The 22,756-nt window shown below is 63.8% G+C and carries 17 protein-coding genes and 1 tRNA gene; 7 read left to right on the plus strand and 11 right to left on the minus strand.

Features of this window, described 5'->3' with window-relative positions; all coding sequences use genetic code 11:
* The 11 genes from C0Z19_RS18135 to C0Z19_RS18185 all read right to left on the minus strand — a co-directional run bounded on the left by C0Z19_RS18135 (position 1) and on the right by C0Z19_RS18185 (position 14,312).
* Complete coding sequence (locus tag C0Z19_RS18135) at positions 1–483, minus strand: Hcp family type VI secretion system effector (protein WP_102611213.1); 483 nt, start codon at positions 481–483, stop codon at positions 1–3.
* A gap of 47 nt (positions 484–530) precedes the next feature.
* Positions 531–2,048, minus strand: a complete 1,518-nt coding sequence (tssC, locus tag C0Z19_RS18140) for a type VI secretion system contractile sheath large subunit (RefSeq protein ID WP_102611214.1) — start codon at positions 2,046–2,048, stop codon at positions 531–533.
* Positions 2,049–2,104: 56 nt separating this feature from the next.
* Entirely contained in the window at positions 2,105–2,635 is a 531-nt protein-coding gene (tssB, locus tag C0Z19_RS18145) for a type VI secretion system contractile sheath small subunit (RefSeq protein ID WP_102611243.1), read from the minus strand.
* A gap of 68 nt (positions 2,636–2,703) precedes the next feature.
* Complete coding sequence (gene tssA, locus C0Z19_RS18150; RefSeq protein WP_158243011.1) at positions 2,704–3,753, minus strand: type VI secretion system protein TssA; 1,050 nt, start codon at positions 3,751–3,753, stop codon at positions 2,704–2,706.
* 188 nt (positions 3,754–3,941) lie between these two features.
* Entirely contained in the window at positions 3,942–7,853 is a 3,912-nt protein-coding gene (locus C0Z19_RS18155) for a PipA/GogA/GtgA family type III secretion system effector (protein WP_102611216.1), read from the minus strand.
* Positions 7,798–8,250 (minus strand): hypothetical protein, encoded by a 453-nt coding sequence (locus tag C0Z19_RS18160; protein WP_102611217.1) that lies wholly within the window; start codon positions 8,248–8,250, stop codon positions 7,798–7,800. Before C0Z19_RS18160 ends, C0Z19_RS18155 begins: the two co-directional genes overlap by 56 nt.
* Entirely contained in the window at positions 8,222–11,350 is a 3,129-nt protein-coding gene (locus tag C0Z19_RS18165; protein WP_158243012.1) for an ATP-binding protein, read from the minus strand. The genes C0Z19_RS18160 and C0Z19_RS18165 overlap by 29 nt, the downstream gene beginning before the upstream one ends.
* A gap of 89 nt (positions 11,351–11,439) precedes the next feature.
* Positions 11,440–12,084, minus strand: coding sequence for a response regulator (locus tag C0Z19_RS18170; RefSeq protein ID WP_233196181.1), 645 nt, complete (start codon positions 12,082–12,084; stop codon positions 11,440–11,442).
* 485 nt (positions 12,085–12,569) lie between these two features.
* Positions 12,570–12,977 (minus strand): hypothetical protein, encoded by a 408-nt coding sequence (locus C0Z19_RS18175; RefSeq protein WP_102611220.1) that lies wholly within the window; start codon positions 12,975–12,977, stop codon positions 12,570–12,572.
* 296 nt (positions 12,978–13,273) lie between these two features.
* Positions 13,274–13,348 (minus strand) — tRNA-Arg (locus tag C0Z19_RS18180).
* A 133-nt stretch (positions 13,349–13,481) separates the two neighbouring features.
* Positions 13,482–14,312 carry an undecaprenyl-diphosphate phosphatase gene (locus C0Z19_RS18185; RefSeq protein WP_102611221.1) on the minus strand — a complete coding sequence of 277 codons (831 nt, stop codon included), beginning with the start codon at positions 14,310–14,312 and terminating at the stop codon, positions 13,482–13,484.
* A gap of 238 nt (positions 14,313–14,550) precedes the next feature.
* Between C0Z19_RS18185 and C0Z19_RS18190 the strand changes: the two genes are divergently transcribed.
* The 7 genes from C0Z19_RS18190 (at position 14,551) to C0Z19_RS18220 (ending at position 22,732) form a co-directional block, all read left to right on the plus strand.
* Positions 14,551–15,591, plus strand: coding sequence for a substrate-binding domain-containing protein (locus tag C0Z19_RS18190; RefSeq protein WP_102611222.1), 1,041 nt, complete (start codon positions 14,551–14,553; stop codon positions 15,589–15,591).
* 102 nt (positions 15,592–15,693) lie between these two features.
* Positions 15,694–16,737, plus strand: coding sequence for an ABC transporter substrate-binding protein (locus C0Z19_RS18195; protein ID WP_102611223.1), 1,044 nt, complete (start codon positions 15,694–15,696; stop codon positions 16,735–16,737).
* Positions 16,738–16,837: 100 nt separating this feature from the next.
* Positions 16,838–17,662, plus strand: a complete 825-nt coding sequence (locus C0Z19_RS18200; RefSeq protein WP_102611224.1) for an ABC transporter permease — start codon at positions 16,838–16,840, stop codon at positions 17,660–17,662.
* 13 nt (positions 17,663–17,675) lie between these two features.
* The gene (locus tag C0Z19_RS18205; protein ID WP_102611225.1) at positions 17,676–18,584 is read left to right on the plus strand and encodes an ABC transporter permease; all 909 of its coding nucleotides are present in this window, start codon (positions 17,676–17,678) and stop codon (positions 18,582–18,584) included.
* A 22-nt stretch (positions 18,585–18,606) separates the two neighbouring features.
* A complete protein-coding gene (locus C0Z19_RS29090; protein WP_102611226.1) occupies positions 18,607–19,650 on the plus strand; it encodes an ABC transporter ATP-binding protein in 1,044 nt (347 codons plus the stop codon).
* A 37-nt stretch (positions 19,651–19,687) separates the two neighbouring features.
* Positions 19,688–20,515: a phosphodiesterase gene (locus tag C0Z19_RS18215; protein ID WP_102611227.1), complete on the plus strand. Its 828-nt coding sequence runs from the start codon at positions 19,688–19,690 to the stop codon at positions 20,513–20,515.
* A 192-nt stretch (positions 20,516–20,707) separates the two neighbouring features.
* The gene (locus C0Z19_RS18220; RefSeq protein WP_102611228.1) at positions 20,708–22,732 is read left to right on the plus strand and encodes an NADPH-dependent 2,4-dienoyl-CoA reductase; all 2,025 of its coding nucleotides are present in this window, start codon (positions 20,708–20,710) and stop codon (positions 22,730–22,732) included.
* Positions 22,733–22,756: the final 24 nt, after the last annotated feature.

A 22,756-nucleotide genomic window follows, 5' to 3' on the forward strand; every position in this document is an offset into this window, starting at 1 on the left:
TCAGGACACCTGCTTCTTCATCACATCGAAGCCGGTCTTCCCTTTCGACACGAGTGCGCCGGTCGCCGTGTTTTGCGAAAAGTATTCGCGCTCGATCTTCTCGAACGTGAACTCCATATGCTCGTTCGTTCCCTCTGCGTGATAGCTGTGAATGCGCGCGTTCGTCAGCGTGACGACGACAAACGGCTTCGGCGTCTTCTCGCCGTCGGCCTTGTAGTCCTTCAGCGTCACAGTGGCGATGGGCTTGCCGCTATAGAACTGCGCCTCGATCTTCGGCGTCGAGCCGCAGACGACCTTGTTGACGCTCAACGGCGAAATGTACGCAGCGCCGCTGCCCGACAAGCCCGGCCCGCGCCCTTCCATGGGAATCGCCGCGTCGAACGAAAAGCTCAGCACGTCCATCTCGCCCTTTGCGCCTTCGACTTGCGATTCGCCGTCGATGCCCGTCATCTTCATCGTCTTTACGATATTGTCGTAGCTCATCAGTACTCCTTATCAATTGTTAAACAGGCTGGTGCAGAACCCGGCGATTACTGGCCCGCGACAGCTGGCAATTTGCTCACGAGCCGAAGCGAAACCGTCAAACCTTCGAGTTGATAATGAGGCCGGAGATAGAAGCGCGACGTGTAATAGCCGGGGCAACCTTCCACTTCTTCGACGACGACTGAGGCGTCGGCCAGCGGCTTGGTTGCCTTGGTCGTCTCCGACGAATGGCTCGGCATGCCGTCGACATAGGTCATCACCCATTGGTACAGCCACCGCTGCATGTCGTCTTTGTGCTTGAACGAGCCGATCTTGTCGCGCGCGATGCACTTCAAGTAGTGTGCAAAGCGACTACAGGCGAACAGGTAAGGCAGGCGCGCCGCAAGCGCGGCGTTCGCCGTCGCCTCCGGGTCATCGTATTCGGCGCTCTTGTGCAAAGATTGCGCGCCGATGAATGCCGCCATGCCCGTGTGCTTCATATGGACGAGCGGCAGAAAACCGGCCTTCGACAGTTCGGCTTCACGGCGGTCGCTGATGCCGATCTCCGTCGGGCATTTCGTATCGACGCCGCCGTCGTCGGTCGGGAACACGTGCACCGGCAGCGTCTCTACCGCGCCGCCCGATTCGACGCCGCGAATCCGCGAGCACCAGCCGTATGCCTTGAACGACCGGTTGATGTTGACGGCCATCGCATAGGCCGCGTTCGCCCATGCGTAGCGATCGCTTTCGCCCTCGGCCGTATCCTCTTCGAAGGCGAACTCGTCCACGGGATTGCTTTTCGCGCCGTACGGTGCGCGCGCGAGGAAGCGCGGCAGCGCGAGACCGATGTAGCGGGAGTCCTCCGATTCGCGCAGCGCGCGCCATGCCGCATGTTCGGGCGTTTGGAATAGCTTGGCGATATCGCGCGGATTGGCGAGCTCCTGCCACGACTCCATCAGCATGACGGCCGGTGAGGCGCCCGCGATGAACGGCGCGTGCGCAGCGGCGCAGATCTTCGCGATCTGGCCGAGCAGATCGACGTCGGGACCGCTGTTGTCGAAGTAGTAGTCGGCGACGATGGCCCCGTACGGATGCCCGCCGAACTGCCCATACTCCTCTTCGTACAACCTTTTGAACAATGGGCTTTGGTCCCACGCGGCGCCTTTGTACTTCTTCAGCGTCTTGTACAGTTCGGCCTTCGAGATGTTCATGACGCGCAGCTTGAGCTGTTCATCCGTTTCAGTATTGATGACCAGATAGTGCAGTCCGCGCCACGCGCTTTCGACATTGCGAAACTCCGCGCAATGCAGGATCGCGTTGATCTGTCCGGTCAGCTTTCGATCGATTGCGGCAACGAGCGCTTCGACGGTGCCCACCACATCGGAAGAAATGCAATCCGCATCCTGCAGCGCCTGTTCCGCGAGCGTTCGCACCGCATGCTCGACGGCCTCCTGCGCCTTGTCGGTTTTAGGCCTGAAAGCCTTATTCAATAAACTCGCGAAATCATCGGCGGCTGCGGTTTCGGACGCAACAGTGACGCTCTCTGCTGCGCGCGGCGTGTCGCGCTCCAGGCTCAACTCGGTCATGATCAGGTGTCCTAAGTATTTTGGTTCGGATCGGATCGGCCATGCGACGCCCTCCGCTACGGCGTCGCCTGCGCCGAATCCGCTTCATTGCCGCTCGACCGGGGCGCCGACACGAGCGTGCGCATCAGCGCGGGATCGGCAAGGACCTTCGCGATCAAATCTTCGGCCCCGGCTTTGCCATCCATATAAGTCAGCAGATTGGCCAGATGGCTGCGCGCTTCGAGCAGGCGGCGCAGCGGTTCGATACGATGCGCAATGGCAGCCGGAGAAAAGTCGTCCATCGATTCGAACGTCAAATCGATGCCAAGCTGCCCCTCGCCCGTCAACGTGTTCGGTACCATCGCCGCCACGCGCGGCTTCATCGCCTTCAATCGCTCGTCGAAGTTGTCGCTGTCGATTTCGAGAAACTGGCGCTGGGCCACCGGCGGCGGCGCGTCGGCCGACTGCCCCGACAGCTCGGCCATGACGCCCATGACGAACGGCAGGCTCACCTTCTTTTGCGCACCATAGACCTCCACGTCATATTCGATCTGCACGCGGGGCGCACGCGTGCGGCCCAGGAATTTCTGACTGCTTTCGTCGGTCATTGAAACGATCTCCATGCAACGTCGGTAAAACGAAAATGCGCAAAGGCGGAAATGCCGTGAGGCAGCGATTACGCGTGCTCGGAGCCCGCCCAATGCCGGGCTTGCTCGACCCCGGCCGGCGTCAGCACGGACACGATATCGACGAAGCGCATGCCGACCAGTTCGCGGGCGCGTTGCAGCAGCACGGGCACCGGGCTCGATGGTTCCGCGACCTCGTAGTAGGCGCACAGTCGATCCAATGAGTGCAAGACATCCTCGCGGCTCGTGACAGCGTCCGAATTGCCCCGCGAGCCGCCGACGTTCGCTGCAGTCGGTCCAGGCAACGCTCCGTCGCCAAAGGCCGCTTGCGGATGTTGAGCGAGATGCCGCTGCACGGTTTGGTGGATGCGCGCAAGCACCTGTTCGAGCGAACGCAATGCGACTGAACGACCATGACCGAGCCGCTCGGTCAACAGCGCATCAATACGCGTGAGCGACGCCTGCGCACTCGCGAGCGCATCGCATAACTGTGAAAGCTCATCGAAGTTCGATTCGGCGAACGCCGTGTCGACGGCCGCTCTATCGATGGCTACCGTAGCGACGGCCGCCGGGTCCTGGGCCGCATCGCTTGCGCCCTGCTCGCCCTCTGTCGATTTGATGTCGCGCAAACTGACGCGGCCGTGGCGCGCGGAACCCGCGAGCGGCGCCATCCTTAGCTCACGCACGAAACCTGTTGTTTCATCGAGCGCGAGCAACGCATTCAGGCGCGCAGTCGGATCACCCCCATCGTCGGCATCCAATTGCGGGTGAACGTGGTCCCAATGTTGCGCAAGCAGCCCCTCGATCAGCGCGCAACCGTCGGCAACCGCAGCGATGCCGTGCAACGCGACGAGCGCGCGGGTCAGCCATACGGCCAGCCGCAGATCGAGGCTTTGTGCAAGCAGATCGAGTGTTGCCGCCTTCACCAGCGCCCAATCGGGGTCGGCTGCTGCGACATGCACGGCCCCGTACTCGGCGTCGGGGCTTCCCTCGACCGCGCGCGCCGCCTCAAGGTGGAGCGGCGCGTATTCGAGATCGGGACCGCAAGGCGAATCCGGATGAATCGGTTGCAGCAGAGCGGGTACGTCGATGAAAGCCATATCGAGTTGATTCGTAAGGGAACTCGAAGTGCCTTTGCGATGGCCATCCATTGCGATGGCGGGACCGCCTGCGCATGGCTGATGCCTGGCACGTCGAACAACGACTCGATTGTTGGCTCTTTTGCGCGCATCCTCCTCCTGAAATTTCTCAGAGTGGATGAGCCCTGGCGTCCCCCCGTCCAGCGGCTCTAACCGAGCAGCAGATAGCGATCTTCCGCCGCTGCGCTGCGCAATGCCTGCGTTTGATGCGAGAGCAATCGCGCTTGCGCCATCGCATCGCCAGGTTCGACCAGCGCAGCGACGAGTTGGGGTGGATAGTGAAAGCCGGCCTCCCTCAGAATGCGATCCGTCAACAGCACGGCCGCCCCGCGATTCGCGAGTGCGTCGGGCGCAGGCATCTTGGGCAACCCCGTGATCGCACAAATCATCTGGTAGGCGAGCTGACGCTCGAGCTCCACCTCGCGCAGCCCGTATTCCGATAGATATTGCAAACCGTCATCGAGGACGTAAATCTTCTTCGCCTCCGCGCTCACGCCATGGGCGCGCCCGCCGGGCGACAACAGGTCGAATTCAATGTCCCCTTCGAGCACGAACTTCCATGGATCGGCTCGCGTCGCATCGGTCACCGGCATCTTGTCGAACATGCGCCGGAAGGTCACGCTTCGTTGGTAGAGCCGGCCGTAGAAGTCAATCACGACCATGGCATCGGACGCGAGCGCCGTCGTCATGTTTCGATCCTGGACGTAAAAGCCGAAGTTTTGGTCGAACTTCGTCCTGAAGTCGCTCCAAGCCAAAAAGACTTCGTCGTCCTCGTCTTCGATCGCACTCAACACCTCCTGGGTGCGCGCCACCGTGCGCCGCGAAGACACGGGAACGCCCTCGACGAGTGTATCGGCGCTCAACGGCCTGCGCTTGGCGTCGACAAGGGTGTCGAGATAGCGGTTCTCGAGTGCGGCCGAGCGCGCCGCCGCGTCCGCGTGGTATTCGACGGTTTGATCGACCGGCATGTCGGACGTCGAATTGGCGCGGCGATACATGATCTGCTCCGGGATCGCATAGCCCGCTTCGCTGAGGATCTTATCGGTGAGGTAGACAACAGGCCCGCGATTCATCATGTCCAGCATCCGCTCCGGGTCGCGAGCGCCCGTCAGCGCGTGAATCATTTCATGCAGGTACGCTTGTTCGCGCGTCAGCGTTTGCGGCCCTGCGGCCGACATGTACGGCATCGCTTCTATCGCGGCGTCTCTCGGCATGTAGATCCGCTTGTGGTCGAAGTCCGTATACGCCTTGTTCGGCGCCCCAAGAGGCCCGCCCTCTCCGATCACGAACTCCCACTTCTTCCATACTGCGGCGGTCCCGTTACGTGCCCGCGCATCGAGGTGCGCATGGCGATTGAACAGCCGGCGAAACGTGTCGCTCGACTTGTAAAGCTTGCGATAGAACGCGCGGGCGCCGAACTGCGAGCTGTTGGCGGGGGGCGGCGTCAACGAAAATGCCTCCGCAAATAGCCCGTCGAAATCGCGCTGCTTCAGATCGTTTGCGTGTCCGATGAGGTCGGCGACACGCTCGACGGTGAGCCGCTCGCGTACCTCGTCGCCGCGCACACCAGGTTCCCGCTGCCCCCGGCGGGCGCTCGCGTGCTGTCGCCAGCCTTTGCCCGCGCGGGCGTCGAGTTCGATATCGGGCAGATCTCGAAGCCGGTGGCCGGTGCGCCAATCGAGCTCGACGTAAGCCTCGCCTTCGCGACGCACCGGGACAATCCGGTCTTCGTCACCGAGATGCACGATGTCGTAATTGCGCCAGCGCACGCTTTTGCCCTCGCGGGCCTGACGCGTCAACGCGCGTAGCTCGTCAGGCACCTGCGCGTCAGGTTTCGCAATGCGGACGGGATCGACTTGCATTTCGATCATCTCCGCGTGGCCAGCCATGTTGCTCGTCGAACTGTCGATGTGGCCGAGCGCGCGTCGAAGCTTCGGCACGACTGGATGCACAGCCTCCGAGCGCGCACCGCCGGCGCCCGTGGCCAAGTCGAAACCGTCCACACCAAGAAACAGCAGTCCGAACGCGGCGCGCGTCGCATCCTTATGACGGACGCCCTCCTCGATGTTGTAGAGCGGCCCGATGACGGGCACGGTATTGACCCAGGTGTCGAGCCCCCGCACGAGCGCTCGATGCGATTCCGTTTCGGTCGCAAAATTGCCGGCGATTTCTTCAGCGACACGTCGAACCTCGTCTACGGTCGTTTCCTTCTCTTGTTCACGCAGCCGCTCCTTCGCAATCGCCACAACCCAGGGGTCGGTGCGAAGGCGCGCATTGAACGCTTCCTCTTCGCGCTGCAGTTCGGCCCGCGGCTTTATCGATATGCCCGCGCGAGGCGTCATCGACGCGCCGTTCAGGCCCACCCAGTCGGCACGATCCAGGAATTCATCGATCAGATCGCCGAATGCGGTCTTGGTCACGTTGGGGTTGTCGCCGACGATCACGTAATGACGCGGGTCGGTCATCGCGTCTTCGTCGATGCCGTGGCGCCGCAGGATGTCGGCCGCTGCTTCGCGCCGATCGAACCGCGGCGGCTCACCGTAGGCGGCGAGCAGACGCTCATTGGCGTACTGGAGCACGGCCTGCGCGCGTGCATTGAAATCGACGCCAACGATTCGGTTCGGCGTCAACACGCCTTTGGCACGCAAGGCGCGTGCGAACGTGGCGATGGGCCCCGCCTGGTCCGCTTGGTCAGCTCGATCGGCCTGCGCTCGCAACGCATCGAACAGACCGAGTAGAACCTCGGCCTGCTGCGCGGGCGCGGCCACCTTCCAACGCACGCCGCGCCCCTCCCAGCCTGAAAGATACTGTGCGATCCATTCGGCGGGCGCGGCATTTCCACTCGCCAGTTGCTCCAAAGCCTCGTCGCTGATCTGGTTTTCATAGAGCAGCCGCAATTGGTCGGGCGAATCGACTTCGAAGCCGCTCGATCTCGCCAGATGCATGGCGAACAGGAGACGCGGATGATAGGGATAGTCCGCGCCGTCATTCCATGACGCCTCGTTCTGCACGAATGCTCGAGCGAGCGCCGCCTCGTCGTCGGGCGTCGGCAACGGCTTACCCCGGTAACGTTCCAGGCGCAACAGCGAGGTGGCGAGAGAATGCGGGATCGAGCCGATCGGGAACCGCACGGACTCGGCCATCTCGTCGAATTTCTCGGTCAGCAGCGCACGACGCCCGGCGCGCGTCAGATCCGTCAACACGGGCGCGGCCCAGAGGGCCTTCCCGTCCAAAAGATCGTCGAAGGACTTTCCCTCGGCATTACGCAGCGCAAAGCCGTCGAAATACGGCGTACGCTGTCCCAGCGATTCACTGGGGGCGAAAAGCGCGTCAAGCTGGCGGCGCTTCGAATAGTCCGCGCGCAGCGCGTGAACGAAGACAGCCCGCATCGCCGATAGCGTTGGCGTGGTCTGTTGCGTGCCTGTCGCCGGGAGCTGGCGTTGGAGCCGGTCGTACAACACAGCGCCTTCGTCCAACAAAGCCTCGTCAACCAACAGAGACGGATCGAGCGAGGTGGCGAATTCGTCGGGTACGACGCGGTGACGATGCATGGCCACAGCGCGCAATAGATCGGCCGGGCGCTCCGCGTAGTTGCGGGCTTTGTCCGGGTCGACCCATTCCGTCAGCGAGATATTGAGCCGCTCCAGAACCGCTGTGTCGGCTATCGCGTTGCGCGCCGCGCCGACCGTGGTCGCGAGCAGGTCGGACGGCGTAGGAGCGGTCGAGGCGGCAGGCAATGTCGCTTCCGTTGCCGCCCCGGATGCGAAGCGAATCGACAGCTTTTCTGGCGCGCCGCCCTCGCCCGACGCGCTCTGCGATGCGCCTGCAAACGCAGCGGCCCTGCGTAGTCTGCGCTCGATGCCGCTCGCCAGGACCGCTTGATCCTGCGCGCCTCCGTGCGTAGACTGCGCCGGTTCACCTGCCGTCGGGCGACAGCCCTCCGGGGCGCGCTCGGGCCCATCATGCCCGGCCTCGATCCCGGTTTCTTGTGGGCTTCCGGCAATCTCACCCGCGTTCACGCGCAGCGCCGCTCCCAGGTCGGCATTCGGCACGATGCGCATCAATCTCCTCCGTTGTATTGCACACTTCCCTCTGCTCTGCGGCGAACGCCGCTCTGAACGCGACAAGCGTTGCCCGCGCCTGCCCGGCGGCGCGCTCGGCCAGTGCGACCTGATGAAGACGCAGCGCGCGCTCCAGACGGCTGAGCGGCTCCAATGCCCGCTCGTCGCCCACAAAGAAGGCCACCGTTCCCGTCAACCGGTGCAATGCGTGAGCCGCTGGATTCCATTGCTTTCTCTCGAACGCGGCCTCGAACAGCAGCCGTTGGCAATCGAACTCGTCGAGCGCGATGTTCAATAGCATGCGCAGATCTCTTTCGCCGTACACCTCTCGCAGCTCCGACAAATCGAGCGTCACCGCGTCGAGCGGTTCACAACCGCGCCGGTTTAGACTCGACATCGGCCACCTCCTGCCATTTTTCAAGTAATGCGGCGAGCTTGATGCGCGTCACGGGCTTGGACAGATAGTCATCCATCCCGGCGTCGCGGCATGCGCGCACGTCGTCCTGCGTCGCGTTCGCGCTGACCGCAACGATCGTCGTGCGAATCGGATCGTCACCCTCGGTTTGCCGGATCTTGCGCGCGAGCGTGTAGCCGTCCATGCCCGGCATATGGCAATCGAGCAACACGAGCCGCGCACGCGTGCACTGCCATGCGGCGTAGCCTTCGATGCCGTCGGCAGCTGCGTGCGCATTAACGCCAAGCGCGCGCAGTTGCCTCACGATGATGTCGCGATTGATGTCGTTGTCTTCGATGACGAGCACGCGGCCATCCGTCGCCACACCATGGCCATGATCCATGCACATCGCGCCGGCAGCCGCGCCGGGAGCCGCACCCCGAGCCGCGTCGAGCGGCACGTCGAAGAGCCCGCCGCTCGCGCCCGAGTGCGGCAAGCTCGCGCGTGGTTCTACAGGGCGGCCAAGCGCCGCGGCAACGGCGTCGGCCAGATCGTCCAGGCTCCTGACGACGCGCGGCACACTGTTGCGCGAAGTCACGATGAGTGCGCCCATCGCATTGAGCCCTACCTCGACGTCGGCATGTCTGCCGTTCGTCACGCAACGCACGCCCATCTTCGTCAGGGCCGCACGCACGCACACCGCCATCGCTGGCACGGGCATGCGCAACAGCGCGCGGGCGGGCGGGACGAGGGGCCGCGCGCGGCGCCGCAGGTTCAGGTCGTCACCCCACTCGATCGGCACGCGAACCCGCACCCGCGTGCCCGAACCCACGCGGCTTTCCACGTCGATCGTGCCGCCCATGAGATCGACGAGGCGCTTGACGATGGACAATCCGAGCCCTGTGCCACCGTAGCGCCGCGTGGTGGTGCTGTCTTGCTGCGTGAACGGCGCGAACAGCCGGGCCCGATACGCTTCGGAAATGCCGACACCGGTATCGGTCACCGACAGCACGAGCCAAGCCCGTCCGCGTGCCACTTTACGACGCACTTCCAGCAGCACATACCCGCGCTCGGTAAAGCGGATTGCGTTGCTGAGCAGGTTCGTCACGATCTGATTGACGCGCGCTTCGTCGCCGATGAGCCGTTTGTCGAAATGAGGCATGGCAGCGAGATAAATGGCCAGGCCCTTGCGCGCTGCAAGCGGTGCGTGCAGTTCTACCGCTGCCGCCGCGAGCGCACAGACGTCGAACGGCTCGGCGGCCAGCGTCAACGCGCCTTGCTCGATCTTGAGATAGTCGAGCGTGTCGTCGACGACATGCAGCATGAGCCGCGCCGAATGCTGGGCAACGCCGAGATAGCGCCGCGGCTCGGGCGGCAGCGCCATCGTATCGAGTAAGTCGAGTACGCCGACGACACCGTTCATCGGCGTGCGGATCTCGTGGCTCATCATCGCGACGAATGCCGATTTCGCGCGATCGGCGGCGAGCGCCTGTTCGCGCGCCACGATCGCTTCACCTTGTGCGGCCAATGCCACACCGCGCGCAACGCGCGTTCGCCGATAGGCCCACGCGAGCGCCGCGATCACGGCCAGCGCGACTGCCACGCCACCCGAGGCAAGAGCGAGGACGGTGCCTTTCTCATATCCGAGCACGATCGTGATGGGCCGGGTGCGACTCGCGAGCCGCGCGAGCTCTCGCGGACGGTACGAGGCCAGATAGCGATCCAGCATCCCGGCCAGGAGGTACTGTTGCGAAGCTGTCGCGAAGCCGATGCGCTCGACGCCCGCGACGGTTGGATCGGCAACCAGGCGGCCGCGGGCATAGCGGTCGCCCAATTCTTCCGCTGCCACGACATTGACCAGCGCGGCGTCCGCGTTACCGGCCAACACGGCGCGTAGGGCGTCAGCCGAATTCGTGCGCGCCACGAGCGCCGTGCCGTCCAGATTCGGGCTGCTTGCCAGGCGAGCCAGCCGCCAGGGCACCGTTGCGATTCTCCCGGAGCTTGCTTCGTCACGCTCTGCACGGACGAACGACCAGGGGAAGCTGTCGTAAGCACGAGTCATAACAACGCCGCGCAGGGACGCGGACGCGCCGAGAGGAAACGACGTGACGAGATCGACAACGCCGCTGCGCAATGCCTCGTCCGGCTCTTGTGCGGCGTCGAGTTGCACGGGTTCGAATTGCAGCCCCGTTGCTTGTGCGAACTGCCTGAGCAGTGAGGCGCCGAGCCCCTGCCACCGGCCATGGCCATCGAGAAAATCGTAGGGGCGACCCAGGCGCTCCACGCCGACGCGTACGACCGGATGCGCACGGACCCACGCCTGCTCTGCGTCGCTGAGCCGAAACGCCGCCCCCGGTTCGGGCGTGTGGCGCATGGCGGCTGGCAAAGGTTGAATGGCGATCTCGTTGAGCGCGGATGACGGGATGGCCGCGAGGCCCTCGGTAATGATGGCCGCCGTGCGTGCGTCGCCGCGGCGCGACGCAAGGCACAGCGAAACCGAGAGCGGCAACTCGACCGCCGTCAGCGTTCCGAGGGCGGATGCGTTGACGGCGCCGATATTGAGCGGATGCAATCCCAGGAACGCGTCGGCCTCTTGGTTCGCGAGTGCCTGCAACGCGGCGTGGCGATCGGGCATCTCGCGCAGCGCGAGGCCGGGTAGCCAGGCTCTCAGCGTCGCCGCGCCGAGGCTGCCGCCGACGATGACGACGCGCTTGCCCGCCAGATCGCCGGGTTCGGAAGGCAACGGCCGACCATGGGCCACGACGGCCCCGACAGGGACGGTCGCATAAGGCGCCGACAACGCGCCGACGTTGCCCGGCGCCGGGTCCTCACATGCGACGGGCACGGCATCGACTTCGCCTCGATCGAGTGCGGCCCATGCTTGCGCGACCGACGCGTACGCCCGGTAGGCGGATTGCATTCGATGGTGGTCCGCGATCGCGCGCAAAACGCTCGCATTGAGCCCCTGCCGAACGCCCGCCTGATCGACGTAATCGAGCGCGCTCGTCTCGTCGCGATAGGCGCCCACGCGCAGCGCGGGCCTGAGGTCTTGTTCAGCGGCGGACACAGCGGACGGATCCGCGGCAGCCAACAACGACACCATGCGCAGCGCCAGTTTCAGCCACCTCGAGCGAGACGGCGATGACTTTCGCCCGCTTTGCGCTTGCGCACCCATGGCCGGTCGTCTCCGTTTCAATACCGGAATTTCTCTTTGAGGAACAGCGCAAGCCCAAGATCGTCCGCCACGCGCAGTTTGCGCATCGCGCTTCGCTTATGGGTACTCACCGTCTTTTTGCTGCGCATGAGACGGGCGGCCGTCTGCGTGACCGACAACCCCTCCGCGATGTGACGCAATATCTCGATTTCGGACGCCGACAACATGTCCTCGCGCGGATGCGGCACGCGCGCTTCGACCTTGCGCTCACGCACGACGAAGAACTTGCGCGGCGCGGCGACAGCGCTGCGAATGGTCTCGGCGATCAGTGGCAAAGGGGTCGTCTTCTCGACGAACGCGTTGGCGCCGGCGCGGTGGCACACGCACTCGGCGTCGGCGGCACGCGCCGCCGACAAAACGACGATCGCAATCGGCGGCGCCTCGACGCGCAAACGCCGTACAAAGGTAGCGCCGTCGTAGCGATCCCCCGGAAGGTAGAAATCGACGAGCGCGACGTCGCACTCGCCGCGTTCGATCACCACGAACAAGTCATCGACAGACGAGACGCTGGCCACGAGTTCGAAGTCGGCGTGATCACGCAGATACGTTGCAACGCCGAGCGCGACGATCGGGTGATCGTCGAGGATTGCGATACGGATTCGATGTCTAGGACGAGATAACAATAGAACTCTCCGGGGGGTCATGCGCTTTCATCCTCGCTATTGCCATTGCGACGTGAAGGACTGCCGCTCTCATGTAATAAGCGTCATTGCGCGGCGACGAAATAATGCACGAAATTGATTGAAGAATTGCCCGATACTCGAGAACCGGGAATTACCACAAAGCGGGAGATATGCCTCCGAGAAAAATCTTAATTGATTCTGATCAATGAAAATGAATCACGACAACACCCGCAACGCACCACCACAATGGCCGCCGCTTGGTGCGGACGATTCTAGCCGAAGGGCATCCGACCAACAATATCCTATCTCTTCTATTTTGTTAGAAATAAATGGAACTCACCGAAATACCCTTCCCTTCGTCCTAAAAATCAATTGGCATTGACGCTGACAATCAGATTTATGACCTCGACAGAACAGAAATCAAAGAACAGGCGAATGCCCGCCATTGCCGAAGATGGATGGGAAGGAGTGCCGATAATTAAGCGCTACCCCTGATTGTCGCGATCAATCGCGCGCCTCAAGGGCATATCGGGCGGGCGGCATAGCGCTGCCCGCCTGCCATGTACTGAAGGAGAATATGCGCGAGCCCACTCTTTACTACGTGACCAGCCTGGCTGCGCGAAAACGAAGCCCGTCAGGGCGATCGCGGTTCCGATGAACCACTTCAGCAGCGTCGATTCCAGCGTGGTGACGTCGTGCTTGGTTGCCAGATGAAGCAACCCCGTTTCGACATGCGCCACGCGCTCGCGGATATCAGTTGTCATATGCTCTAGCTCGGTGAGGCGTGCTTGAAAAGACGCATGATCGCCGGAAGGCGCGTGGATGGATTCGTGGGAAGAGAGAAATCGGACAGTTTTCTGAGGGCGACGCAGGTCTCGCGCATTGAGCATCATAGGAGCACTCGATCGATAGTGGGTAAGCACGGCAAACGCCCCGGCCGGCCCGGCTGCCGGACGGCGCGCTCTTGGCCGCACGCGCAGGGCCCCGCAGAAGGGACGCCCGTGCAGACATGATCGGGTAATGCAGGTGATGGGCGAAATAGACCGGACGGCTAAACGACGCGCAGCGCCGAACCAAACGACGCCAGCCGCGGCAATGAGGGCAGCAGTGAGAGAAGCAACGACGGCAGCAGGGACAGAAGCGGGGACAGAAGCAGCGGCAGCGCGCGCAGCCGGACCGTGCGCAAAGTTGGCCCCCCCACGAGGAATCGAACCTCGATTTCAGGTTTAGAAGACCCGTGTTCTATCCGTTGAACTATGGGGAGGCGAAGGCGTGATTGTACGACGCTATGGCCAACCAGCGCCGGGGGCCGGAATTATACCCGATGGGCGCGCGCAGCCGCACCCTCAGGCAACATCACCGCTTCGGTCTGGTTTTATCCGAGCCGAAGCGCGCCGTCACGCCGGCTGGCCGTGCGTCATGAACCACACGAAACAAGCTGCGCCCGCCAACACGCAATAAATGCCGAACGACGCCAGCCGGCCGCGCCCCTCGAAATAGCGCATCAAGAACCGAACGCTCAGGTACGCGGCGATCGCCGTCAGCACGCCGCCGAGGATCGCATCGGCGAGTTGCCCCGGGGCATGAAACAGTTTGGGCACTTCCAACAACCCGGCCGCAAAAATGATCGGCGTACCGAGCAGGAACGCGAATTCGGCAGCGCTCTCCGCCGTCAGTCCGGCCGCATTGCCGGCGATCATCGTCAAGCCGCTGCGCGAAAAGCCCGGGATCAGCGCGCCGACCTGCGCAAGTCCGACGAAAAACGCTTGTTTGAAACTCAGCTTTTCGGGCGGCCGATGCGCGCGTGCGCGCTGCAGACGATCGCCGAGCCAGAGCAGCAGACCGTTCACCACGAGCGCGAGCGCCACGATGCGCAAATCATGAAAAATCCGCTCGAGCCGTTTTTCGAGCACCAAACCGACGAGCCCTGCCGGAATCGTGCCGATAATGAGCGCCCACATCATATGACCCTGTTCGCTGCGGCGCCCCGCGAGCGTGCCGAACCAACCCACGATCAGCTCGATCCAGCGCTTGCGGAAGTACCAGAGCAGCGCGAGCGCCGTTCCCAGATGCAGGGCGACCAAAAATGGGATCAACTGAGGCGCATGCTTGTCGATATGCATACCGAGCAATGCCGGTGCAAGCAGCGTGTGCCCCAGGCTGCTGACGGGGAAAAGCTCGGTGACGCCCTGTAGGACGCTTAGAAAAATCAAAAACAAAAGGCTCACGCGTCGATCCTTTCTTTCTTCAAGAGGCGGGTTGTGGGGAATATTCCGGTCGCTGCGTGCCTGACCCAACGCCCGTTCGGGTCCGATTATGCCTGGCGAGGCGGACCCAGCCAAGCCAACAAAACATTTTTTTCCGCCCAAATATCGCGCAAAAAGGTCACAGGTCAGTCATAATCGACTCGGATAATCGTTGCGACGTAAACGTTTCCAGGCCTAGCACTACCGGACTGACAGAAAGATGAAACACACGATCAAGGATGTGGCCGCCTACGCCGGCTTTTCCATCGCGACGGTGTCTCGCGCGATCAACGCCCCGCACACGGTCAATCGCGTCACGCTCGCGAAGATCCGGGAAGCCATCGAGGCGCTGCAATTCAGTCCGAGTCCGCTCGGGCGGCAGTTGCGCGGCGAGCGCACACGCCTTATCGGCGTTGTCTTGCCGACGCTTGCCAACCCCGTGTTCGCCGATTGCCTGCAAGGCATCGACGAACTCGCGGCAGCGCAAGGCTATCGTCTCATGCTGATGACGACGCAGTACGACGCCGCGCGCGAGCGCCATGCGATCGAAACCTTGCTGGCGCAGCGCGTCGAGGGCCTGATCCTGACGGTGGCCGATGCCGACACGCACCCGCTGCTTGACGAGCTCGACCGCGACGGCAAGCTGTACGTGCTCATGCACAACGACACGGTACGGCGTCCGTCGGTTTCGGTCGACAACCGCCGCGCGGCCTACGACGGCGTGCGCATGCTGATCGAGCACGGGCACGAACGCGTGATGATGCTGGCCGGCACGCTGGCCGAGTCGGACCGCGCGCGCCTGCGCTTTCGCGGTTATTCCGAAGCGATGCGTCAGGCCGGATGCACGCCTATGCCAGCGCTGGAAGTCGATTTCAACGCCGATGAGCTCGCGCCTTCCGTGCTTGCCCATCTGACGTCCGGCGCGGCCCGCCCCACCGCACTCTTTTGCAGTAACGACCTGCTCGCGATGGTCGTCATGCGCGGTTTGCGACGGGCCCGCTTCAGCGTGCCCGAAGACATGTCGATCCTGGGCTTTGACGGGCTCGCCATTGGCGAGCTGCTGTCGCCGCCGCTTGCCAGCATCAGCACGCCCAACCGGGAGATCGGCTGCGCGGCCTGGCGGCGCCTCATGGCACGCATCGATGGCGCCGACGACGGCGAGTCGTTGTCCCTCACCCTGCCTCACACGCTGCGCCAAGGGGCGACAGTCGCCACGCTTTCGAGCGCGTCGACTTCCTCGCCCACGCATCCGGTCGCGTAAGCAACGCGACCTGCTTTCCCGTGCGCCGGCCTCGCAAGGGCCGGCGCCGTTTCGTCACGTCGTCCCGATTACGCCCTTTTTCGTCCGCAAGGAGACCTTTAAGTGATAAGTCGCTCATCCCGCCTTCGCGCGCGCTTGGCACGGCTCAGCTATACCGTCGGCGCGCTTCTCGCATTTGCGGCTCCTTTCGCACCCGCCGCGCATGCCCAACAGACGGCTATTTGTTATAACTGCCCGCCCGAGTGGGCCGATTGGGCCAGCGAGTTGAAGGCGATTCAAGACAAAACCGGCATTCATGTGCCGTCAGACAACAAAAACTCGGGCCAAGCCATCGCGCAACTGATCGCGGAGCAGAAAAGCCCGGTCGCCGATGTCGTCTATCTCGGCGTATCGTCAGCGTTCCAGGCGAAAGACAAAGGCGTCATTCAGCCTTATAAGCCCGCGCATTGGAATGACATTCCGGCAGGGCTGAAAGATCCGCAAGGTTACTGGTTCGCGATCCATTCGGGCACGCTCGGCTTTTTTGTCAACAGGGACGCATTGGAAGGCAAACCCGTGCCGAAGTCGTGGGCCGATCTGCTCAAGCCTGAATATAAAGGGACGATCGGATACCTCGATCCGTCCAGCGCGTTCGTCGGCTACGCAGGCGCCGTCGCCGTCAATCAGGCGCTCGGCGGTTCGTTCGACAACTTCCAGCCCGCCCTCGATTGGTTCAGGAAACTCAAGGCCAACGAGCCGATCGTGCCGAAGCAAACCGCTTACGCGCGCGTGTTGTCAGGCGAGATCCCGATCCTGCTCGACTACGACTTCGATGCCTACCGCGCCAAGTACAAGGACAATGCGAACGTCGAGTTCGTGATCCCCAGCGAAGGGACGATTTCGGTTCCCTATGTCATGAGTCTCGTCAAGGGCGCACCGCATGAGGCAAATGGCAAGAAGGTGCTCGATTTCGTACTGTCCGACGAGGGTCAGAAGATTTGGGCCAATGCTTATCTGCGGCCCGTACGCGCGAGCGCGATGAGCAAGGAAGCCGCGGCAAAGTTCCTGCCGGCCAGCGATTACGCGCGCGCCAAGCCGGTCGACTTCGCCAGGATGGCGGAGAAGCAGCAAGCGTTCGGTCAACAATATTTGCAGGTCATGCACTGAGCTGAGCCGGCAGCCCCCGGGCCGCGCGGGCGTGCGGCTTCCCGCGTACGCCCGCTGCCTTCCGGCAGGCCGCTTCTCTCAGTTCCGGGCGGTCATCATCATGCACGACATCACCTTTCCGTTACGCTGGCGCATCGTCTTGATCGCGCCGGCGCTCGCCGTCTTCTTCGCCTTTTGGCTACTGCCGATGGGCGTCCTCGTCAACGTCAGCGCCGACGGTCACGCCATTACCACTTACCGCGCGCTGCTGACCAATGCACGCTACATGAACAGCCTCGTCGCAACGGTCGCTCTCTCGGCCGCCGTCACGCTCGCCACGCTCGTGTTGTCGGTTATCTCCGGTTTGCTGCTCGCGCGACGCGAATTCGCAGGCAAGCGCACGCTCGTCGCGCTGTTGACGTTTCCGCTCGCGTTCCCGGGCGTCGTCGTCGGCTTCATGGTGATCATGTTGGCCGGCCGCCAAGGGCTCATCGGCGCGCTCACGCAAAAGCTCACGGGCGACAGATGGGTATTCGCTTACTCGATGACGGGTCTCTTCCTCGGGTATCTGTATTTCTCGATTCCGCGCGTGATCGTCACTGTGATGGCCTCGGCCTCCAAGCTCGATCGCTCGCTCGAAGAAGCGGCCCGCTCGCTGGGCGCTTCGCCTTGGCAAATCATGCGCGACGTCGTTCTGCCCGGGCTCGCGCCAGGACTCGTCGCGGCCGGCGCAATCTGCTTCGCGACCGCCATGGGCGCGTTCGGCACGGCGTTTACGCTGGCCACCGATATCGACGTTCTGCCGATGACGATCTACACCGAATTCACGTTGAACGCGAACATGATCACCGCCGCAGGGCTGTCGGTGATCCTCGGCATCGTCACCTGGCTCGTGCTCGCGCTCGCTCGCAGCGCGACCGGCTCCGCCGTCGCGGCGACTGCATGAAGCGAGGGCTGCCATGAATCAACTCGCCGGCCCGGCCGCAACCGATCGCCACCCGATACCCCTGCTCGCCGCACGCTTCGCACCGCGCAATCTGCTCGCGCTCGGCCAATGGCTCGTCACGTTCGCGCTGTGCGCGTTTCTCGTCGTGCCCGTCGTCATGTCCGTGCTGGCGGGACTGACGGTCAATTATTTTCGCGGCATCTCGAGCGGCCTCACGCTGCGCTGGCTCGAGCAGGTGTGGATCCAGTATCACGGGTCCGTCCTGCTGTCGCTCGAAGTGGCCGCGGCCACGCTCGTCGTCACGCTCGTCACCGGCGTACCCGCCGCCTATGCGCTTGCGCGCAGCAAGACGCGCTGGGCCCGCCTCGTCGAAGAGTTGCTCGTGCTGCCGATCGCCCTGCCGGGACTCGCGTCGGCGCTTGCGCTCATCGTCGTCTACGGCGGCTTCACGGCATTTCGGATGAGCATCGCGTTCATCGTCGTCGGCCACGTCGTGTTTACGTTGCCGTTCATGGTGCGCGCGGTCGCGGCGGTCGCGGCCAGCGCCGATTTGCGCACGCTCGAAGAAGGCGCGGCGAGCCTCGGCGCGACGTTTGCTCAACGCTTTTTTACCGTCGTGCTGCCCAATCTGCGGCCCGGCATCGTCGCCGGTGCACTCGCAGTCGTCACGCTGTCGGTCGGGGAATTCAACCTGACCTGGATGCTGCATACGCCCGAAACGAAGACGCTGCCGGTCGGTCTCGCCGATACCTATGCGTCGCTGCGCATCGAAGTGGGCAGCGCGTACACGATTCTGTTTTTCGCGATGACGATGCCGCTTCTGATCGCGATGCAGCGCCTGGGCGGCGGACAAGGCGAAGTCATGCGCGTGGCGCCTGCCGCGGGCCGTGACGCGGGCAAGCGCGACGATCACGCCGAATAACCCTTTCGATTCAGATGCGCCAATGAAATTTACCCCGGTCCCCATCGCACTCACGCAGTGCGCCAAGACATTCCATGGCACGCGCGTGCTCGAGCCGCTCGATCTGACGATCGGCGCCGGCGAGACGCTCGTGCTGCTCGGGCCGTCCGGTTGCGGCAAGACGACGACCCTGCGCATCGTCGCGGGCCTCGAAACGCCCGATACGGGCGGCACGGTGCGCTTCGGCGACGACGACGTCACACGCTTGCCGATCGAGCGGCGGCAAGTGGGCATGGTGTTTCAAAGCTATGCGCTGTTTCCGAACCTGACCGTGCGTGGCAATGTCGGCTATGGGCTCAGGATTGCGAAAACCGAAGCGACGATCGCCCGCAAGCGCGTCGACGAACTGCTCGCGATGATGCGGCTCGAAGCCCATGCCGATAAGCCGATTCATCAGCTCTCCGGTGGCCAGCGTCAACGCGTCGCGCTCGCCCGCGCACTCGCTCGCGAGCCCCGTGTGCTGCTGCTCGACGAGCCGCTCACGGCGCTCGACGCCCGCTTGCGGGATACGCTGCGGCGCGAGATGAACACGTTGCTGCGCGGCCTGGGCATCACGACGGTCTACGTGACGCACGACCAAGCCGAGGCGATGGAGCTGGGCGATCGCATCGTCGTGATGAGCGCCGGCCGCATCGAACAGGTCGGCACGCCGCGCGACATCTACTACCGGCCCGCCAATCGCGCCGTCGCCCAGTTCGTCGGCACGATCAATCGCGTGGCCGGACAATGGCGCGGCAGCGCACTTTCGACAGTCGGCGGCGACATAGAAGCCCCCGCGAGCCTCGCGCCGGCAGAACGCCCGGAGTTGTTCTTCCGCCCCGAGGACGCGCGGCTCGTCCGCCCGGAAGGCGCGAGCCTGCGCGGCATCGTCGAGACCGTCTCGTTTCTCGGCGAGCGCACGCGCGTGACGGTGGCCGGCGCGGCGCCCGATACCCTGGTGATCGATGTTGCGGGGCGTACCGAATGGGCGCCCGGCGCGGCGGTCGGGATCCAGATTGCGCCCGAGGGATTGATTTCGCTTCCTTGACAACACAACAACGACAAGCAAGCAGGAGGAACCCCACATGCTACTGGCACAGATCAGCGATCTGCACATCAAGCGCCCCGGCGCGCTCGCCTATCGGCGCGTCGACACGTCGGCCTATCTGGAGCGTTGCGTCGCTCGCCTGAATGCGATCGAGCCGAAGCCGGACGCCGTTGTCATCACGGGCGATCTCGTCGACATGGGCAGCCTCGTCGAGTACGAGGCGCTCAAGCCGCTGCTCGCGCCATTGACGATGCCTTTCTATTTGCTCGTCGGCAATCACGACGATCGCGCGGAGCTGCGCGAGGTGTTCAATGAACACGCTTATTTGCGCACGGGGGGCGAGTTCGTTCATTACGCCGTCGAAATCGGCCCGTTGCGGCTCGTCGCACTCGATTCGCAAACGCCGCAGGAAAGCGGCGGAAAGCTGTGCGACACACGCCTTGCCTGGGTCGACGCACAACTCGCCGCGGCGCAGGGCCAGCCGATCGTGCTCGCGCTTCATCATCCGCCGTTCGTGTCAGGTATCGACCATATGGACCGCCAGCGGCTCGATCCTGTGTCGGCGCAACGGCTGGCCGCCATCGTCAGCCGGTACCCGAATGTGGAGCGCGTGATTTGCGGCCACGTGCATCGCCCGATTTTCACGCGCTTTGGCGGAACGATCGCATCGGCCGTACCTGCGCCCGCGCATCAGGTCGCCCTCGATTTGCGCAGGGATGCGCCTCCCGCGTTCCGGCTCGAGCCGCCCGCGTTCGCACTGCATCAATACGATCGCGCAACAGGCGTCGTGACGCATCACGCTTATGTCGACGAGGGCGAAGGGCCGTATCCGTTTTACGAAACGGACGGCACGCTCATCGATTGAGCGCTGCGAGCGCCGAAGCTCCCCCGTCGTCGCGACGGCCGACCGATCGGTGCGCGGCGAATCGCAGCGCAGCGCCGGCAGTCACCGCTCGCGGCCACCGCTGGTTCTGATCGATTAGAGACAACCCTCCAGCGCGGCGCATGCCGCCCGCACTATCGTTCGCACGCGCTCACTTCAAAACAACGTGCCGTCATGCCCTACCGACATCTGCTCTCCGAATTGGACCTCGGCTTCACGAAGCTCAAGAACCGCGTCGTCATGGGCTCGATGCATACCGGCCTAGAAGATCGGTTCTGGCACTATCCCGCGTTGGCCGAGTACTATCGCGAGCGCGCCAGGGGCGGCGTCGGATTGATCATCACGGGCGGCATTTCACCCAATCGCGAGGGCTGGTTGCTGCCGTTCGGCGGCACGCTCAACAGCGTCCTGGATCTGCACAATCATCGGCGACTGACGCGAGCCGTCCACGAAGAAGGTGGCAAGATCGCCATGCAGATTCTGCATGCGGGCCGCTACGGCTACCATCCGTTCGTCGTGTCGGCGTCGAACGTCCGCTCGCCGATTTCGAAGTTCACGCCGAAAGCGCTGACCGAAGCCGGCATCGCACGCACAGTGCGCGCCTACGCGAAGACCGCGCGGCTCGCGCAACGCGCCGGTTACGACGGCGTCGAAATCATGGGCAGCGAAGGCTATCTGCTCAATCAGTTTCTCTGCAGCCGAACGAACCGCCGCACCGACCGCTACGGCGGCAGCCTCGAAAACAGGATGCGCCTCGCGCTCGAGGTCGTGCGCGGCGTGCGCGAAGCCTGCGGCAAACGGTTCATCGTCATCTACCGACTATCGCTGATCGATCTCGTCGAAGGCGGCAATACCTGGGACGAAACGATACAGGTTGCGCGTGCACTCGAAGCCGCGGGCGTCTCATTGATGAACACCGGCATCGGCTGGCACGAAGCGCGCGTGCCCACCATTGTGACGTCGGTCCCGCGCGCCGCGTTCGCGCCGCTGACTTCCCGATTGCGCGCAGCGCTGACGGTGCCCGTGATTGCATCGAACCGGATCAATACGCCCGAGTTGGCCGATTCGCTGATCGCCGAGGGCAGCGCCGATCTCGTCTCGATGGCGCGGCCGCTCTTGGCCGATCCGCAGTTCGTCGTCAAAGCCAGCGAAGGCCGTGCCGATGAGATCAACACCTGCATCGCCTGCAATCAGGCCTGCCTCGACCACACATTTCGCAACGAGCGCGCGAGTTGCCTCGTCAATCCGCGCGCCGCGCGCGAGACGCAACTCGTCTATCGGCCCACGGGCCGTCCGCTTTCGCTCGCCGTTGTCGGCGCCGGGCCGGCCGGCCTGTCAGCCGCCTGCGTGGCGGCCTCGCGCGGACATCGCGTCACGCTGTTCGACGCGAACGCGACGATCGGCGGCCAATTCAATCTGGCCAAGCGCATCCCGGGCAAAGAGGAATTCGCCGAAACGCTACGCTACTTCGATTCGCAACTGCGCAAGCACGGCGTCGAGGTGCGGCTCGGCACGCGCGTCGACACCACGCAGCTTACCCAGGGTGGCTACGACGAGATCATCGTCGCAACCGGCATCGTGCCGCGCCGGCTGTCGATCCCCGGCATCGACGGCGCGAACGTGCTTTCTTACGTCGACGTATTGCAAGGAGCGCCCGTCGGCCGCGCCGTCGCCGTTATCGGCGCGGGTGGCATCGGCTTCGACGTCAGCGAATTTCTCTTGCATCGCGCGGGCGATGCACTGCCGCAGCCGCGCGACGCCTGGCTTGCCGAATGGGGCGTCGATCTGAATGTGAGCGAGCCGGGCGGACTCGCACCGGCACGCCGCACACCCGAGCCGGCACGTCAGATCTGGCTGCTTCAGCGTAAGAAGGGCAAGCTCGGCGCCGGCTTGGGCAAAACGTCGGGGTGGGTTCATCGGGCGACGCTTGCACGCCACGGCGTTGCGATGCTCGACGGCGTTTCGTATCTCGAGATCGGGCCGCGCGGGCTCAAGATCGAGCGCAACGGCCGGCAACAATGGCTCGATGTCGAAACGATCGTCGTGTGCGCGGGCCAGGAATCGCTGCGCGATCTCGTGCCTGCGGCGGGCGGCGGACATGGCCCGCGCTTTCATGTAATCGGCGGCGCCGCGCTCGCCAGCGAGCTCGACGCGGAGCGCGCGATCAAAGAAGGGGCGGAACTGGCGGCGAAGCTGTGAAGCGAGGCTGTGAAGCGCATCGGC

Origin of the sequence: Trinickia soli, assembly GCF_002879855.1 — a bacterium.
GTDB classification, from domain to species: domain Bacteria; phylum Pseudomonadota; class Gammaproteobacteria; order Burkholderiales; family Burkholderiaceae; genus Trinickia; species Trinickia soli.

Excerpts from the sequence above, each read along its gene's own strand:
- C0Z19_RS18135 (WP_102611213.1), bottom strand. The coding sequence starts at position 483 with ATGAGCTACGACAATATCGTAAAGACGATGAAGATGACGGGCATCGAC.
- tssC (WP_102611214.1), bottom strand. The coding sequence starts at position 2,048 with ATGACCGAGTTGAGCCTGGAGCGCGACACGCCGCGCGCAGCAGAGAGC.
- tssB (WP_102611243.1), bottom strand. The coding sequence starts at position 2,635 with ATGACCGACGAAAGCAGTCAGAAATTCCTGGGCCGCACGCGTGCGCCC.
- tssA (WP_158243011.1), bottom strand. The coding sequence starts at position 3,753 with ATGGCTTTCATCGACGTACCCGCTCTGCTGCAACCGATTCATCCGGAT.
- C0Z19_RS18155 (WP_102611216.1), bottom strand. The coding sequence starts at position 7,853 with ATGCGCATCGTGCCGAATGCCGACCTGGGAGCGGCGCTGCGCGTGAAC.
- C0Z19_RS18160 (WP_102611217.1), bottom strand. The coding sequence starts at position 8,250 with ATGTCGAGTCTAAACCGGCGCGGTTGTGAACCGCTCGACGCGGTGACG.
- C0Z19_RS18165 (WP_158243012.1), bottom strand. The coding sequence starts at position 11,350 with ATGGTGTCGTTGTTGGCTGCCGCGGATCCGTCCGCTGTGTCCGCCGCT.
- C0Z19_RS18175 (WP_102611220.1), bottom strand. The coding sequence starts at position 12,977 with ATGATGCTCAATGCGCGAGACCTGCGTCGCCCTCAGAAAACTGTCCGA.
- C0Z19_RS18190 (WP_102611222.1), top strand. The coding sequence starts at position 14,551 with ATGAAACACACGATCAAGGATGTGGCCGCCTACGCCGGCTTTTCCATC.
- C0Z19_RS18200 (WP_102611224.1), top strand. The coding sequence starts at position 16,838 with ATGCACGACATCACCTTTCCGTTACGCTGGCGCATCGTCTTGATCGCG.
- C0Z19_RS18205 (WP_102611225.1), top strand. The coding sequence starts at position 17,676 with ATGAATCAACTCGCCGGCCCGGCCGCAACCGATCGCCACCCGATACCC.
- C0Z19_RS29090 (WP_102611226.1), top strand. The coding sequence starts at position 18,607 with ATGAAATTTACCCCGGTCCCCATCGCACTCACGCAGTGCGCCAAGACA.
- C0Z19_RS18215 (WP_102611227.1), top strand. The coding sequence starts at position 19,688 with ATGCTACTGGCACAGATCAGCGATCTGCACATCAAGCGCCCCGGCGCG.
- C0Z19_RS18220 (WP_102611228.1), top strand. The coding sequence starts at position 20,708 with ATGCCCTACCGACATCTGCTCTCCGAATTGGACCTCGGCTTCACGAAG.